This is a genomic window from Phocaeicola fibrisolvens (assembly GCF_025567125.1).
Taxonomy (GTDB): Bacteria; Bacteroidota; Bacteroidia; order Bacteroidales; family Bacteroidaceae; genus Phocaeicola; species Phocaeicola fibrisolvens.
Genome location: NZ_JAOQJI010000062.1, coordinates 1 through 15,969, shown reverse-complemented (window position 1 = coordinate 15,969; position 15,969 = coordinate 1). Strand labels below are relative to the sequence as shown.

14 protein-coding genes, 1 tRNA gene and 1 pseudogene are annotated in these 15,969 nt (G+C 41.4%); 5 read left to right on the top strand and 11 right to left on the bottom strand.

The features are described 5' to 3' along the window. The 6 genes and pseudogenes from tnpB to aroB form a co-directional block, all read right to left on the bottom strand. Nucleotides 1–298, bottom strand: a 298-nt coding sequence (gene tnpB / locus OCV81_RS16255) for an IS66 family insertion sequence element accessory protein TnpB (protein ID WP_148330940.1), incomplete at its 3' end; no start/stop codon positions are given. Beyond that, nucleotides 285–662 carry a hypothetical protein gene (locus OCV81_RS16250; protein WP_225231004.1) on the bottom strand — a complete coding sequence of 126 codons (378 nt, stop codon included), beginning with the start codon at nt 660–662 and terminating at the stop codon, nt 285–287. The genes tnpB and OCV81_RS16250, both read right to left, overlap by 14 nt. A gap of 161 nt (nt 663–823) precedes the next feature. After that, nucleotides 824–1,192 (bottom strand): hypothetical protein, encoded by a 369-nt coding sequence (locus OCV81_RS16245; protein WP_449581950.1) that lies wholly within the window; start codon nt 1,190–1,192, stop codon nt 824–826. Between the two features lie 11 nt (nt 1,193–1,203). Continuing rightward, nucleotides 1,204–1,811, bottom strand: a pseudogene (locus tag OCV81_RS16240) (master DNA invertase Mpi family serine-type recombinase). A gap of 221 nt (nt 1,812–2,032) precedes the next feature. Next, nucleotides 2,033–2,107, bottom strand: a tRNA-Pro gene (locus tag OCV81_RS16235). Nucleotides 2,108–2,227: 120 nt separating this feature from the next. Next, nucleotides 2,228–3,289 (bottom strand): 3-dehydroquinate synthase, encoded by a 1,062-nt coding sequence (gene aroB / locus OCV81_RS16230; RefSeq protein ID WP_148330939.1) that lies wholly within the window; start codon nt 3,287–3,289, stop codon nt 2,228–2,230. A gap of 102 nt (nt 3,290–3,391) precedes the next feature. On the opposite strand from aroB, the gene OCV81_RS16225 reads away from it, so the two are divergent. The 3 genes from OCV81_RS16225 to cls all read left to right on the top strand — a co-directional run bounded on the left by OCV81_RS16225 (nt 3,392) and on the right by cls (nt 8,312). Further along, nucleotides 3,392–3,802: a hypothetical protein gene (locus OCV81_RS16225; protein WP_148330938.1), complete on the top strand. Its 411-nt coding sequence runs from the start codon at nt 3,392–3,394 to the stop codon at nt 3,800–3,802. A gap of 83 nt (nt 3,803–3,885) precedes the next feature. Next, complete coding sequence (locus tag OCV81_RS16220) at nt 3,886–6,771, top strand: TonB-dependent receptor (RefSeq protein ID WP_148330937.1); 2,886 nt, start codon at nt 3,886–3,888, stop codon at nt 6,769–6,771. Nucleotides 6,772–6,872: 101 nt separating this feature from the next. Continuing rightward, complete coding sequence (gene cls / locus OCV81_RS16215; protein WP_148330936.1) at nt 6,873–8,312, top strand: cardiolipin synthase; 1,440 nt, start codon at nt 6,873–6,875, stop codon at nt 8,310–8,312. Here the strand turns inward: cls and OCV81_RS16210 are convergent. The 3 genes from OCV81_RS16210 to OCV81_RS16200 are packed head-to-tail and all read right to left on the bottom strand — an operon-like array spanning nt 8,272 to nt 10,344. After that, nucleotides 8,272–8,838: an RsmD family RNA methyltransferase gene (locus OCV81_RS16210; protein ID WP_148330935.1), complete on the bottom strand. Its 567-nt coding sequence runs from the start codon at nt 8,836–8,838 to the stop codon at nt 8,272–8,274. The genes cls and OCV81_RS16210 overlap by 41 nt on opposite strands. Next, nucleotides 8,829–9,653 carry a DUF3822 family protein gene (locus OCV81_RS16205; protein WP_148330934.1) on the bottom strand — a complete coding sequence of 275 codons (825 nt, stop codon included), beginning with the start codon at nt 9,651–9,653 and terminating at the stop codon, nt 8,829–8,831. The genes OCV81_RS16210 and OCV81_RS16205 overlap by 10 nt, the downstream gene beginning before the upstream one ends. A 4-nt stretch (nt 9,654–9,657) precedes the next feature. Continuing rightward, complete coding sequence (locus tag OCV81_RS16200) at nt 9,658–10,344, bottom strand: hypothetical protein (protein ID WP_148330933.1); 687 nt, start codon at nt 10,342–10,344, stop codon at nt 9,658–9,660. 94 nt (nt 10,345–10,438) lie between these two features. Here OCV81_RS16200 and OCV81_RS16195 point away from each other — a divergent pair, with 94 nt between their 5' ends. After that, a complete protein-coding gene (locus tag OCV81_RS16195) occupies nt 10,439–11,860 on the top strand; it encodes an ATP-dependent DNA helicase (protein WP_148330932.1) in 1,422 nt (473 codons plus the stop codon). A gap of 118 nt (nt 11,861–11,978) precedes the next feature. On the opposite strand, the gene kbl is transcribed toward OCV81_RS16195, so the two are convergent. Next, nucleotides 11,979–13,169, bottom strand: a complete 1,191-nt coding sequence (gene kbl, locus OCV81_RS16190; RefSeq protein ID WP_148330931.1) for a glycine C-acetyltransferase — start codon at nt 13,167–13,169, stop codon at nt 11,979–11,981. A 135-nt stretch (nt 13,170–13,304) separates the two neighbouring features. Between kbl and OCV81_RS16185 the strand changes: the two genes are divergently transcribed. Then, a complete protein-coding gene (locus OCV81_RS16185; RefSeq protein ID WP_148330930.1) occupies nt 13,305–14,258 on the top strand; it encodes an NAD-dependent epimerase/dehydratase family protein in 954 nt (317 codons plus the stop codon). Nucleotides 14,259–14,318: 60 nt separating this feature from the next. On the opposite strand, the gene OCV81_RS16180 is transcribed toward OCV81_RS16185, so the two are convergent. Further along, the gene (locus OCV81_RS16180) at nt 14,319–15,842 is read right to left on the bottom strand and encodes a right-handed parallel beta-helix repeat-containing protein (protein WP_148330929.1); all 1,524 of its coding nucleotides are present in this window, start codon (nt 15,840–15,842) and stop codon (nt 14,319–14,321) included. Nucleotides 15,843–15,969: the final 127 nt, after the last annotated feature.

The window sequence follows — 15,969 nt, the reverse complement described above, 5'->3', positions numbered from 1 at the left end:
CTATCATGACAAGTTCCCGCCATTCTATATTTGCACAGACCTCATTGTCGTTGACAGAATCAGGCTTGCCTAAGGTACCGGCTTCCAGAAGTTTGGAATACAGCACCATGCCGCCCGGCTCCCAATGCAGGAGCTTTATGCGGTCACGGGCACGGTTTATGAAGATATACACATTGCCGCTGCAGGGGTCCTGACCCATGGCGTCGGTGATGATACCGCTGAGAGTATGAAAGCTTTTGCGCATATCAGTAGGGCGGTTATACAACAGATAGCGCATACTGTCATTAAGGCTGAACATGGCTGCAGGCCTGGATGATTGAATACAGTTCCTTGTCGTTCAGTTCACCGCAGATACGTATGGCACTACCGGCCGGGGTACGTATTTCTATCTCTTTCAATCCGCTTGGCGTGGCCGGTATACTTTTCTGTTTACGTCCGCTCGTTCCGGCAAATGAAGGAACCGGAACAAAAGATCCGCTGTGCGGAAGCTCGATAAACTCACCTTGAGCCGTTTTACCAGATGATTGCTCGGCGGCATAACGGGATTTGCTGTCATAAAACCGCCATACAGGGATATTGAGTTCCTCCAGTCTTGACTTATAAGTCATTTTGTGCTCTTTGCAGTAGTTCATTATCTCTACCACTTCTTCTCGTGTCATCATAACTTGGCTTTTTGGACGTAAAGTTAATGATGGAAGTTGGAGACGAAAATACGTGGTTTACCGAATGCTTACGTCTTTTTACGAGCCTTAATTTTTTCACCATTAACGATATAGGTCTTTCCAGTCTGTTCAAGCTTTTCAATACCAAATGTCAAAAGATACTATTTAACCGCTGGATACGTTTCTATGTCATAGTGGCGGGAAGGAAAAGTCGCAATAAGATATAAACCAGCCCAATTATAAGCATAACGTTTAATATCACGTCCTCTTAAAATCGGTCGTATTAATTCAGCTGTTCTAGTACGTTCGTCTTCTGTTTGACAATTTGCCAATATTTCATTACGCTTGTCGGTAGTGATAACAAACGTTTCATTAAAGCCTGTTTTTATTCCGTAGTTAATTCGAATATCCCAATCTTTAAGTGGAGTGCCAACTGCTTCTATTTTACGCTTAATACTTTGTTCAATCGCAGATAATATAATCCAGCTATCATTCTCAGCGAAGTTACACTCCACAGCCTGTTGCTGCACTAAAACGCTCGTTATGTTTCTATCAAAAAGGTTTTGATATAGCGTGCTAATGTATTTCTATCAACTTTACATATTGCAGCAATTTTCCGCTTAGATATATTTGCATTTAAAAGTTCCTGAATCAAGTTCCTTTTTTATATAATTTGTATTTTTCAGGAGAGCTTTTCTTTCCTTTTGGACGGCCTAAAATTACACCCTCTGCTTTTTTTCGTGATAATGCTTCTTTGGTGCGTTGGCTAATTAGATTACGTTCAATTTCTGCCGATAAGCCAAAGGCAAATGCTAATACTTTGCTTTGAATATCCTCGCCTAAACGATAATTGTCTTTGATTGTCCAGACCCTACATTCTTTACTCATGCAAAGGTTAAGAATTTCCATTATCATAAAAAGATTTCTTCCTAAGCGTGAAAGTTCTGCACAAATTATAAGATTGTCCTTTTGGATTTGCTTGAGTAGTTTACCTAACTCTCTTTTGCTATAGGATTTTGTACCGCTGATGGTTTCTTCTATCCAACCATCAATTTTTAAATTTTCACGTTCGCAGAAATTATTAATTTCGAAACGTTGGTTTTCTACAGTCTGTTTGTCACTGCTTACTCTAATGTATCCGTAAATCATATTAAATTGTTTTATTCAATATGCTACGAAAGTATGTTATATGTTGAATAAAACTATGGTAAACCTAAATAAAGAAAAATAAATAATCCCCAGTTATTTTATTTTTGTTTCTTAATCGAAGTGATATAGTGATGGGAAACATCTTGATTTGTGTCATAAATGTGTCATATATAAAAGAAAAAGGAGCTAAGTTTATTACTTAACTCCTTCATTTTTACCAGTCGGGGTGACTGGATTCGAACCAGCGACCACACGCCCCCCAGACGCGTACTCTAACCGGGCTGAGCTACACCCCGAATTGCGGATGCAAAGGTAGCGCTTTATTCGGAATAAGCAAACTTTTTCCGCAATTATTTATTTTAATTTTGACATTCCATCTGAATTTCAGGAAAAGACTTTTCTCAAAGGAAAAGGTCTTATCCCATTGTTTCGCGATAGAAATCAAGTAGTTCGTAGATTTCTTCCTGTGAAGCGGTCTGGTTGATACGGATATCGCCGACTCCTCCCAGCAGGGTGAAATTGATTACACCGGATGCTATATTTTTCTTGTCATGCTTCATCAAGCTGTATAGCGCATCATAGTCATCGCACGTAAAGTAAAGGCTGCCGTAGTTTTCTTTGATAAACTGGATGGTAGTTCGTAATGCTTCTTTGGGGAAACCACAACGTAGATGGGAAAGATAGAGTTCGCAGACCATCCCCCAAGCTACGGCATAGCCGTGAAGCACCGGATGTTCACTCTTTAGAGCAAAGCTCTCGAAGGCATGTCCGATGGTATGACCGAAGTTCAGCGCTTTCCGTATGTTCTGTTCGTAGGGGTCTTTTTCTACAATATCTTCTTTTACCTTTACGGATTGTCCGATGAGGGTTTGTAGCTTGGAGTAATCTATCTGATTAAAGTCGAAAGTGAGCAGTTCACTCCAGTGCGCTTGGTTGCTGATGAGACCATGCTTCAGCATTTCTCCGTAGCCGGAAAGCAGATTTTGTATGTCAAGAGTTTTGAGGAACTCACTGTCGATTAAGACCTGATCTGCCGGATAAAAAGCGCCGATTTCATTTTTCAAATCGTTGAAATTGATTCCTGTTTTTCCGCCAACGGCTGCATCTACCATGGAAAGCAATGTGGTGGGGATATTTATGTATGAAATACCTCGTTTGAAGGTGGCAGCGGCAAATCCTCCCAAGTCAGTCACCATACCTCCCCCCAGATTAATTAGTAAGGTATGGCGTGTGGCTCCTCGGCTGCTGAGCTGGTTCCATACATAGGCCAATGTTTCCAGGTTTTTGTGAATGTCTTCTGGGCCGATGACGATTGGTTCTGCCTCTTTCAAACAGGGAATGCCTTCTAGCAAAGGTAGGCAGAAGCGGCAGGTATGTTCGTCGGTCAGAACAAAAATTTTGTCGTATGAATGTGCGGATATCTTCTGTTGAAGTTCCGTGGTGAAATTTTGGCAAATAATAACTTCTTGTTTACTCATAAGTGTATTTGTTTTAGTCGCAAATTTAGAAAAAAAGTTAGAAGAAGTCGGATGTTGGCTTACAATTAAGTATTTTTGTGCGAATAAAAAATAAATCAAGTTATGAAAGGAATTTTACCGGCTTCGTGCCGTTTGTTAGGGTATGTATTGTTGTTGCTAGCTGTGTTCGTACCTTTGTTGATGTACATGTTCGGACAGGTGAATGATGGAAATCTGTTGTATGTAAAACTGGGTATGAAAATGGTGATTTGGATTTCATTGTTCATGATTTTTCTGGCCAGGATGAAGGAAGAAAATGAAGAGGCTTTTTCCATTCGGCGAAAGGCATTGGTGATTTCTCTTTATTTGTGGGGCATTTATTATGTCGTAATGTTGGTAAAGTCGGCGTATGATGGAAATCTGCAGGAAGCAGATAATTCAGTAGGCATCGTTTACATGGTGATTAATGTGTTCTGTAAGGAATTTTTGATGCAGAAAGCCCGGATAGAGAAAAATTTCCGGCAAAATAAATAAAAAAAGAAGGTAGAGGGTTAAACCTTTTTCCAAGATGATTGTCAAAGGTACAATTAATCAAATGGAAGAAAAAAGGAAAGGCAATGAAAAGATTTTTATTGGGAATGCTGCTGATGGTTGGGGTAGCCATTTCCGCTTTTGCACAAAGTGGAAGCAGCCGGGGTACCGTTTCGGGTACGGTGATAGATGATGGAGACAAGTCGCCTGTGATTCAGGCAACTGTGCAACTCCTTTCAGTGAAGGACAGTTCGATGGTAGTGGGAAATGTGACAGATATGAATGGACATTTCTCTTTATCAGTACGTCCGGGCAAATATTTATTGAAGGTTTCATACATTGGGTATTCGCCTTATTTTAAGCAGGTAGCTTTGTCAAGAAATAATCCTAGACTGAATGTGGGGAAGGTTTCATTGGCGGCAGATGCGATTATGTTGGCAGAGGCTGTGGTGGTAGCTCAGGCTCCCGAGGTAACGGCTGCCGAAGATACGCTGGTATATAATAGTTCTGCCTATCGTGTACCTGAAGGTTCGGCTTTAGAGGAATTGGTGAAGAAATTGCCAGGTGCGGAGGTGGATGAGAACGGTAAAATAACGATTAATGGTAAGGAAATCAAGAAAATTATGATTGATGGAAAAGAGTTCTTTGCCGATGATCCGAATATTGCCATGAAGAATCTGCCGGTGAATATCATTGATAAAGTGCGGGCATACGACAAGCAGTCGGATTTGGCGCGTGTGACCGGAATTGATGATGGGGAAGAAGAAACGGTACTTGACTTAAGCGTAAAGCCGGGAATGAATAAGGGCTGGTTTGGAAATGTGGACCTTGCAGCAGGAACGGAAGATCGTTATAGTGGTAAACTGATGTTGAATCGGTTTGTTGGGAATAACCAGTTTACAGTCATTGGTTCAATGAATAATGTAAATGACAATGGCTACCCGGGAGGTGGAGGTGGTTTCCGCTGGGGTGGACAAAATGGATTGACCAGCATTAAAATGGGTGGTTTCAACTTTAGTACACAGAGTGAAAAACTGGAAACCGGCGGTAGTGTGAACTACAATTACAAGGATGCGGATATCATCAGTAAACAAGCTTCGGAAACCTTTGTGTCTACCGAAAGCAGTTCGTTCAAGAATGCGATGACCGCAAACCGGAACAAAACCACTTCATTGACCGCTGATTTCCGTATTGAGTGGAAACCGGATACAATGACTACAGTTATTTTTCGTCCGCGTCTGACCTATGGAAAGAATAACAATGGAAGCAGTAGCAATTCATTTACGTTTAATCAGGACCCCGGATATACTACCGATGAGATTTTAAATGCGGGTGAGAACTTGTCTACATTGATTCCGGAAGAGGCGATTATTAATACAATCGCACGTAACAGTTTGCAAAAGAGCAGTGATTTCAATGTCGGTGGTTCGGCTATGATTAACCGTCGTTTGGGAAAGGCTGGCCGTAACATTACTTTCCGTGGAACTTATAACTATACGAACAGTTCAAGTGAGCAGTTCTCTGAATCAGAAACGGAATACTTCCAGAAAACGGATGCCGAACGTCTGGAAATCTTGAACCGTTACATCACTACACCGACCTTGAATTACAATTATAGTGCCCGGTTTACGTACAGTGAGCCGATTTTCAAGGGTGGTTTCCTGCAGTTCAGCTATAATTTCCAATACAAGCGTTCGAAGAGTGACAACTCCACTTATACGATGCCTGAAGATTGGGTTATTAGCCAGGGATTCGGTGGTGACCATACGGGAGTGCTGGATACGCAGAATAGTAAGAGTGCCGAATACACCTACTATAATCATCAGGCAGATATCTCTTTAAGATGGATTCGTGAGAAAATGCGTTTGAATGCCGGATTTTCTTTCCAGCCACAGAAATCTAAGTTGTCTTACAAGAAAGACCAATTGGATACGGTAGCGATTCGTAACGTGTTTAATTTCACTCCGACTTTTGATTTCCGTTATAATTTTTCTAAGACCAGCCAGTTGCGAATCAACTATCGGGGAAGAAGCTCTCAGCCGAGTATGACCGACTTGCTTCCGATTGAAGATACGACCGACCCGTTGAATATCCGTCGGGGTAATCCGGGGTTGAAACCGGCATTTACGAATACGTTCATGGCTTTTTATAATACGTTTGATGCGAAGAAACAACGCGGTATCATGACGCACTTCCGTTTTGAGAACGTGATGAACAGTATCAGTAACCGAAGTACATACGACCCGACAACCGGTGGAACAATTACTCAGCCGGAAAACATTAATGGAAACTGGAACTTGTTTGGTATTTTAGGGTCGAACACAGCTTTGAGAAATAAAAAATATACCATCAATACATTCACTATGGCGCGTTATAATAATATTGTAAGTTATATGAGCGATACACAGTCGCAAAGCGCATCCGATAAAAACAAAACACGCCAACTTTCTTTGAGTGAACGTTTGAGAGGTACTTACCGGAATGACTGGTGGGAGTTCTCACTGAATGGTTCGTTGGCTTACACACATTCCCGCAACAGTTTCCAGGAGGAGAATAACATGGATACTTATCAGTTCTCCTACGGTGCCAGTACGAATGTCCGTTTGCCTTGGAATATGTCGATTGCTACAGATATCTCTCAGAATTCACGTCGTGGATATGCAGATGCAAGTATGAACCGGGATGAGTTGATTTGGAATGCGCAGATTTCACAGGATTTCTTGAAAGGCAATGCGGCGACAGTCAGCATTCAGTTCTATGATATTTTGCGTAATCAGAGTAATATCAGTCGTGTCATCAGTGCGGCGATGCGAAGTGATACGGAATACAATGCAATCTATAGTTACTGCATGGTTCATTTTATCTATCGTTTGAATTTGTTTGGTGGAAAAGGTGCTGGGCCGCGTATGGGTGGCCCGGGTGGAGGTCCGGGCTTTGGACCTGGAGGTGGACACGGACCCCGTCGGTTCTGATGAAAGAGAGAAAATGCCGCAAGAGTCGTATTGGACTTTTGCGGCATTTTTTTTGCCTTTTTACAAATAACTCGTATTTTTGTTGAAAACCAAAATATGAGATGGACATAGCAGTTTGGAATAGTATTTTTATGGCCGTAATCTATTTTCTGTATTTTGCGGTGATACTGACAACTATTTTTGTCGTGATTCTCGATAACCGGAATCCGGTAAAAACGATGGCTTGGATTCTTGTTTTGTTCTTTCTGCCGGTTGCTGGCTTGATTCTTTATTTATTTTTTGGGCGTAGTACGCGCAAGGAGCGTTTGATAAGCAGGAAGGGATATGCACGTCTAAGCAAGCGTCCTATGGCAGAATATCAGGCGCAGCCTTCTGTATCGATGTTAGGGGAGTACGGAAAATTGCGTTTGATGGACTTCTTCAGCCATGTAAACAATGCACTTCCTTTTGCTGGTAATAAGGTGACGGTCTATACGGATGCGGTATCTATGCTGTCTGATTTGTTGAAGGAAATTTATAGAGCCCAGCATCATATCCATCTGGAATTTTATATCTTTGAAGATGATGCGGTGGGTAGATTGGTGCGTGATGCACTGATTGATCGTGCCCGTGAAGGAGTGAAGATACGGGTGTTGTATGATGATGTGGGTTGTTGGAAAGTCTCTCATGACTTTTATGAACAGATGCTTTGTGAGGGAATAGAGGCAATGTCATTTTTAAAAGTACGTTTTCCACAGTTTACTAGTAAAGTTAATTATCGTAATCATCGTAAAATTGTGGTGATAGACGGATGCGTGGGGTTTATTGGTGGAATGAACTTGGCCGAGCGTTATGTGAAGGGATTGGGAAAAGGAATTTGGAGAGATACTCATGTCAGACTGGAGGGGAAAGCTGTCTATGGATTACAGACTGCCTTTCTGACCGACTGGTATGCCATTGATTGTACTTTATTGACGTCTGCTGATTATTTCCCTAAGATCGTGGTGAGAGGAAATGTGTTGGCTCAAGTTGTTACCTCCGATCCGGTTGGTGAATGGAGGGATATTATGCAAGGGCTGATGATGGCTATTTGTGGAGCTAAGCGGTATTTTTATGTGCAGACTCCCTATTTCCTTCCTAATGAGGAGATTATGGTTGCCCTGCAGACGGTGGCTTTGTCTGGTGTAGACGTGAGGGTTATGTTACCTAAGAAAGGAGACTCTTGGCTGATTCATAAAGGCTCTCTTTCCTATTTGTCGGAGATGATGAAGGCGGGTGTCAAGATTTATTTGTACAAGAAGGGGTTCTTACATTCTAAGTTAATGGTATGTGACGATGAATTTTCTACGGTTGGATCTACCAATATGGATTTTCGTAGTTTTGAGCATAATTTTGAAGCCAATGCTTTTTTCTATGATAAGGAAACAGCATTGGCTTTACGGGAAATCTTTTTAGCGGATCAAAAAGACTGTATGTTACTTTCGGCCCGGGTGTGGGAAAAGCGTTCATGGAAAAATAAGGTTACAGAGTCGGTTGTTCGTCTGTTTGCTCCTTTACTTTGAAGAAAGAAAAGTTGACGCTTCCATAATGGCGGTGCTCAAAAAAACAAGGATGACTTTCAAAATTAAGATTTTTCCCATGCTCCAATACGAAAATACCTTCTGGTTTCAACAGGTTATATTGAAAAATAAGGTCAGGTATAGTTGCCAGTTCTTTGAGGGCATAGGGTGGGTCTGCAAAGATAAAGTCGAATTGTAGACCGCATTTCTCTATGTATTTGAATACATCAGCTCGGAGAGGAATACATTTGTCTGTCTTGACTTCTCTCATGACCTTGCTGATGAACGCATGATGTTGCGGGTCTTTTTCTACTGAAATGACTTGGTCACAGCCTCTGGACACCAGTTCTATACTGATACTGCCTGTACCTGAAAACAAATCAAGTGCTGTCACTCCATCTTCAAAGTCGATGTAGTTGTTGAGTACGTTAAACAGGTTTTCTTTAGCAAAATCCGTGGTAGGGCGTGCTTTGAATGTATGAGGCACATCGAAGCGTCTTCGTTTGTATATACCGCTTATTACTCGCATGAAATTAAAGATAACATATCAAATGGAATCTGTTTGATACGGCTTATTTCCGTATTGTTGAATTCCATCTGTGGGTTAGTGATGTAAAATTTCCGTATATATTTTTTTAAGAGTTGTGACAGATAATCCCCTTGTGGAATTCTATGAGTTCCGATAAGGTATAGTTTGTCTTCCTCCTGATTGAATCCGGCTTGTTGCCATATATTAAGCAGGTAATAGCATGAATCGTTGATGCCGGAAACAGAAAAGGAGTTTAGAATGAATAGTTTTTCTTTTTCAAATCCTATCACTTCGATACTTTCCGGATGGCATACAGCAAATAGTTTGCGGGTATCGTCCAACCTGCATTTGCGTGAAAAATATTCCGTCAGCGGACTGACTGATGCAAATAGACGGGCATCCGGAAAATGTTCGGTCAGGAATAGATGAGTCAGTTTATCCAGTCCGAAGAGAATGACAACGTTGCTTTTTCCCAAAATGTTGCAGAGAATCACTTCATTGTTTTGAGAAGGAAGATTCTGATAAAACAATAATTCTGTCTGTTCGTCTTCATACAATTCCAAGGGGATGGATGTATAACGGGTTGTATGAATAAGAATATTGACTTGTTTGAACTTATGTTTTAGCTCTTCAGTTTCTGTCAGATAGGCTTTTACATTAGCAGCCATTGAACGTTGGGTATTGACAGGAGAAGAACTGAAATATACTTCCTCGTTGCGTTGAGGGTGGTAGATAGAAAAAGAAAATCCATCCGTACTCAGACGGATGGATAATATATACTGTTCTGATTTATTAAAATCAATGGGTTGGACCATAGGATTATTCCCAGTTTCCTGCATTATTGTTAGGCTGTTCGATATCACCAACTTTCAGACCGCAGTACTTGCCTAATTTAGTCTGCATATCCTTCAAGTTAATCAATTCTTGTTCGTTCAATCCTTTCAAATATACATCGTATGCAACCTGAGCCTGGAACAAGTTCAGAGGAGCACCTGACTTGGTGGTATCCTGACGAATGGCCATTTCAAATTTTGCACCATTTCCATAAGGTACGTATGCCAAAGAGTCTGGATTGAATCCTTTTTCGAAGATTGTATCCATTACGGCTACCCACATCGTATCACGACGGAAGTTCTGTAAACCTTCTTTTTCTACTTCACTCCAGTTTCCGGTTTTCTTTGCTTTATTGATCAAGTCCATGGCTTTCTTTTCAGTCATTCCGTTGTTCAGCTGGTCATCAGTCAAAGAACCTACTTTCATAATGAACGGAAGTTTGGCCGTTTTTACAAAAGCAATCAGGCTGTCGAAACTTGCAGTATAGGCTCCGTTGTGAACTGTACGATATTCCTGTTGAGCTTTACGGATATCGATCAGACGGGCAATGATAGCTTTTTCTCTGACTTTTTTCTCATTGTCGAAATTAATAGGGCCCATAATACTGCCATAGCATATATATACCAAGCAAATCACACAGGCGGCCAACACAAGATTAATAACTGTTTTCATGATAATATTGTTTTTTTAGTTTATATTCGTAGCGCAAAAATAAATAATTTACTTGAACCACGTCAATCTTACGTAAACTTTTTATACTGGCTTTATGTTAAATAATGATTTATCGCAGCAAATTAAGCGAAATTTTTCTTACAAACCAACAGATGAGCAGGAAAATACGTTGAAAAGTTTTGTGGATTTTTTATTGTTACCTTCCGAGGAGACGGTTTTTTTGATGAAGGGATATGCGGGAACAGGAAAAACTACATTAACGGCTGCTTTGGTCCGTACGCTTGAGCAGTTAAAGTGGAAAACGGTGTTACTGGCGCCTACGGGAAGGGCCGCGAAAGTTTTTTCAGGTTATGCCGGGCACCCTGCGTATACGATACATAAGAAGATTTATCGTCAGAAATCATTTTCTAATGAGACTGATAATTTTACGGCTAACCAGAATTTGCATCGTAATACTTTGTTCATCGTAGACGAAGCGTCCATGATTGCCAATGAAGGACTTTCAGGGGGACATTTCGGGACGGGACGTTTGTTGGACGATTTGGTGCAGTATGTATATAATGGTATGGGATGTCGGTTGATGTTGGTTGGGGATACCGCACAGCTTCCTCCGGTAGGAGAAGAAGAGAGTCCGGCACTTTCTGTGTCTGTGTTGCAGGGATATGGATTGGAAGTGAAGGAATGTATGCTTACACAAGTAGTAAGGCAAATAGGGCATTCTGGTATTCTACTGAATGCGACAGCTTTGCGTACGTCAATTATGGATGAAGCATATTTTGAATACCCCAAGATAAACTGTAAAGGCTTTTCGGATATTTGCGTATTGCCGGGAAATGAACTGATAGAGACTCTTAATGATTGTTATGACACTGTGGGACTTGATGAGACCATTGTAATATGTCGTTCCAATAAACGTACTTCTTTATATAATAAAGGTATTCGAAATTCTATCTTATATCGGGAAGATGAATTGAATGGGGGAGATATGCTGATGGTGGCTAGGAATAATTATTTTTGGGGAACAGATTGTAAGGAGCTGGATTTTATCGCCAATGGAGATGTGGCGGTAGTACGTAGAGTGCGTCGTGTGCGTGAAATGTATGGATTTCGTTTTGCGGATGTACTGCTCTCATTTCCTGATTATGGAGGTTTGGAACTGGAAGTAAAAATATTGCTGGATACGCTTCATTCGGATGCTCCATCCTTATCAAAGGAAGAGAATGATCGCTTGTTTTATGCCATATTGGAAGATTATGCAGATTTGCCAAGCAAGCGTGAGCGAATGAAAAAAATGAAAGAAGATCCTTATTACAATGCGCTTCAGGTAAAATATGCTTATGCTGTTACTTGCCATAAGGCTCAGGGTGGGCAATGGAAGCGGGTGTTTCTAGACCAAGGATATGTGACAGAGGAAATGCTTTCACCAGATTATTTTCGCTGGCTTTATACAGCCTTTACTCGTGCGACGGAAAAATTGTATTTGGTGAACTGGCCGGAAACGCAGATTGTAAAGTAGAACGGTTGTCCGAAATTTACGAATTCATACACGTGTTTTGAGAGTAAAGAAGAAAGGCTGTCTTTCTCTGGATGTAAAAAAGACAGCCTTTCGAGAGTGTGATTTTTTTAGTAGAAGGTTATTTGATGACGTTTAACTCTTTACCTACCTTAATAAAGGCTTGGATTGCTTTGTCCAGATGGCATTGTTCGTGACCGGCTGAGAGTTGCACGCGGATACGTGCCTGTCCTTTGGGAACCACTGGATAATAGAATCCTGTGACATAGATTCCTTCTTCCTGCATGCGGGCTGCAAAATCTTGTGATAGCTTAGCATCATATAGCATGACTGCACAGATGGCACTTTGCGTTGGTTTGATGTCGAAACCTGCGGCAATCATTTTGTCGCGGAAATAGGCTACGTTAGCCATTAGTTTGTCATGCAGTGCATTGCTTTCTTTGAGTATGCGGAACATCTCCAGGCTTGCTCCTACAATGGCTGGAGCTACAGAGTTAGAGAACAGGTAAGGGCGAGAACGCTGACGCAGCATGTCGATAATCTCTTTCTTTCCGGTGGTAAAGCCTCCCATGGCACCTCCAAATGCTTTTCCCAGTGTTCCTGTAAAGATATCAATCTTATCATATACATTAAACTGTTCTGCTACGCCATGTCCTGTAGGTCCGACTACTCCTGCGGAGTGTGATTCATCTACCATGACGAGAGCATCGTATTTTTCAGCCAGTTCACAGATTTTGTCCATGGGAGCTACGTTGCCATCCATGGAGAATACTCCATCGGTTGCAATGATGCGATGACGTTGTGCTTGTGCTTCTTGCAGGCAGCGTTCCAAATCAGCCATGTCGGCATTCGCATAACGGTAACGTTTCGCTTTGCACAAACGTACACCGTCAATGATAGAGGCATGATTCAATGCATCTGAGATAATGGCATCTTCTTCTGTGAAAAGAGGTTCAAAAAGCCCTCCGTTCGCGTCAAAGCAAGCTGCATACAGAATGGTATCTTCTGTGTGGAAATAGTCGGAGATGGTTGCTTCCAGTTGCTTGTGAAGGTCTTGTGTGCCGCAGATGAAACGTACGGACGACATTCCGTAACCGTGTGTATCCATTGCTTTCTTGGCTGCTTCAATCAGGCGTTTGTTGTCTGAAAGCCCCAAGTAGTTGTTGGCACAAAAGTTAAGTACTTCCTCTCCTGCGTTTACTTTGATGTCTGCGCGCTGTGGAGTGGTGATAATGCGTTCTTTCTTATATAAGCCGGCAGCTTCTATGTCGGCAAGTTCCTTTTTAAGGAAATCTCTGAAGTTATTATACATACCTGTATTGATATTAAGGTTTTGCTTTTGCAAATATGCAATTTTTTTAGTTAGAATAAAAGAGGATGCTATTTTTTATTTTGTTTATAAGAACTTTTGTATATTTGCTTCGTAATTTTAAAATCTAACTCATAAATGAAAAACATTTTAATAATAGGGGCTACCGGACAGATAGGTTCGGAACTCACGATGCTTTTGAGAAAGAATTATACAGGTAATGTAGTTGCTGGATATATTCCTGGTGCAGAGCCTAAAGGAGAATTGAAAGAGTCAGGACCTTCGGCTATTGTAGATATTACAAATCCCCAACAAATTGCAGATGCTGTAAATCAGTATCATGTAGATACTATTTATAATTTGGCAGCCTTGCTTTCGGCTGTGGCAGAAAACAAGCCTCAGTTGGCTTGGAAAATTGGATTGGGTGGTTTGTTCAATACACTGGAAGTGGCTCGTGAGAAGAATTGCGCAGTCTTTACGCCGAGTTCCATCGGTTCGTTTGGTCCCGGAACTCCGAAAGACAAGACCCCTCAGGATACCATACAGCGTCCGAAGACAATGTATGGTGTGACGAAAGTTTCTGGAGAATTGCTGAGTGACTATTATTTTACACGTTTTGGGGTTGATACCCGTTCGGTGCGTTTTCCGGGATTGATTTCTTATGTGACCCCTCCGGGAGGTGGTACTACTGACTATGCGGTCGATATTTATTATTCAGCAGCAAAAGGTGAAAAGTTTGTTTGTCCGATTGCGGCAGGCACTTATATGGACATGATGTATATGCCGGATGCGTTGCGGGCTGCCATCGAAATTATGGAAGCAGATCCGACGAAGCTGGTACATCGGAACTCATTTAATATTGCTTCCATGAGCTTTGAACCAGACACCATTTATCATCAGATACGGAAGTATCTTCCAGATTTTGAGATGGAATATCAGGTAGATCCTTTGCGTCAGGCTATTGCCGAATCATGGCCCAACTCCTTGGATGATACTTGTGCCCGCGAGGAATGGGGATGGAAACCAGAATATGACTTGGATGCGATGACTAAAGATATGCTTGCCAAATTGAAAGAACGTTTTGGACGTTGATTCATGAAAAATAATTATCCCCTCATTTTTCTGGCATTAGGAGAAATGAGGGGATAATTGTTATTTAGTTTCTACGAATATCGTATTGAAGAAGATTTCAGCACGCTTTGGATTTATGTAATGAAGTTTACGGTCTTTTATTGCTATAGAATCCATAAGATGATACAAGCCTTTGTATCCGTCAGCAGATATATCTAAGACTTTTGTTTTGTAAATATTTTCTGCTTTGAGATTAGGAGAGTGTTCCGGCTGGTTTTTGAATTTGCCAATATAAGCATTTTGCTCGAAGATATTGTGGGTTGAAGAAGTCAAATCGAAACGGCTTGGCTCTGCGGCGTAAAAAATATTCTGCCGGAAGCAGGTGCTGTCTGCGTATCCATTCCATGAATCAGAAGTAATCATTGTCCGGTCTGTGGTAGTGCATGGTTTATGATTGGCATGTACGATATTTCGTTCAATTAAGGTTCGTCTTACTGGACCAGCAATATGAATACCGGGTGAGAACATTCCTTGTCTTGTTTCTTTGGGGCGTATTCCATCACCGATACTGATATTATATCGAATTACACTTCCGATATTGCCACAACTATAATCTCCTGCTTCTCCGCTATTGCATATTAAGACCATGCCTCCATAATTGTCATGACTGTAGTTATATTGTATGAGGGTGTTTTGACAATTGTAGTCAGAGTCAAAGCCTTGGGCATCCCAGGGTGCTTTATGATGGCTCACTTCATTGTATTGTATGATAGTATTGTCGCAACTCCAAGGCCATATACCTGCCGCAGCTTCTGTCATGGTTAGGGTATCGGGAGAGTTGCACATAAGATTATATTCAATCAGTGTGCTGTCGCATCCGATGGGAACGATGCCATCGCCTGGAACTTCTTCAATGAGATTTTTTCTTACGATGGTGTGGGTATTCGGATACCAGTTTTTTCGGTCGTAATATCCGCTCCAGATCATGGCATTGCGCGCACAGCGTAGGATATGGCAATTTTCAATCGTCAGGCTGTCAAAGCGGGAACGAATACTGTCGCCGCCATTGACAATTAGGATTCCACTACCTCCTCCTTCTTCTTTGATAAGGGAGCCATTGACATCCCGTACAGTAATATTATTAATTCTAAGGTTATGTGATACACCATAATTCATGCATTCCACTTTTAGTCCTGTACGTCCAGCCAATGTTTTTTTCCCTGTATTGATTATTTCCAGGTTTTGGATAGTTAGATAATCCGAATTGGAGATGCATACAGCGTACATAGAAGAGTCATTTCCTATGATACGTGGTTTTTGTTTTCCTTCCCCATAAGCGTCAATGATAATGGGGGCTTGAGAATCTCCCTTTCCGGTTATTCTCAGTTCTCCTTTGAAGGTATCTCCACGTTTTAACAACAATTTGGCTCCCTTCTCCAGAGAAAGATTTTCTGTTCGCTTCAGTGTTTTCCATGCATGATCAGCAGACAGCCCGGAGTTCGTATCATCTCCATTTGTGGCATCCAGATAATATATGGGAGGAGCGGAAGTACATCCGGCTACATATATGGATGCAATTATAAATAGATTTTTGATTTTTTTCATGGATTGTGTTGAATTGAGAAAAATAAAAAAGAGGCTGTCTCAAATTGAAATATAATTTGAGATGGCCTTTTTTGTGCCTGCAAAAAAATCGGGCAAGCCCAAACTTCGCTCAGTCAGGACTTGCCCG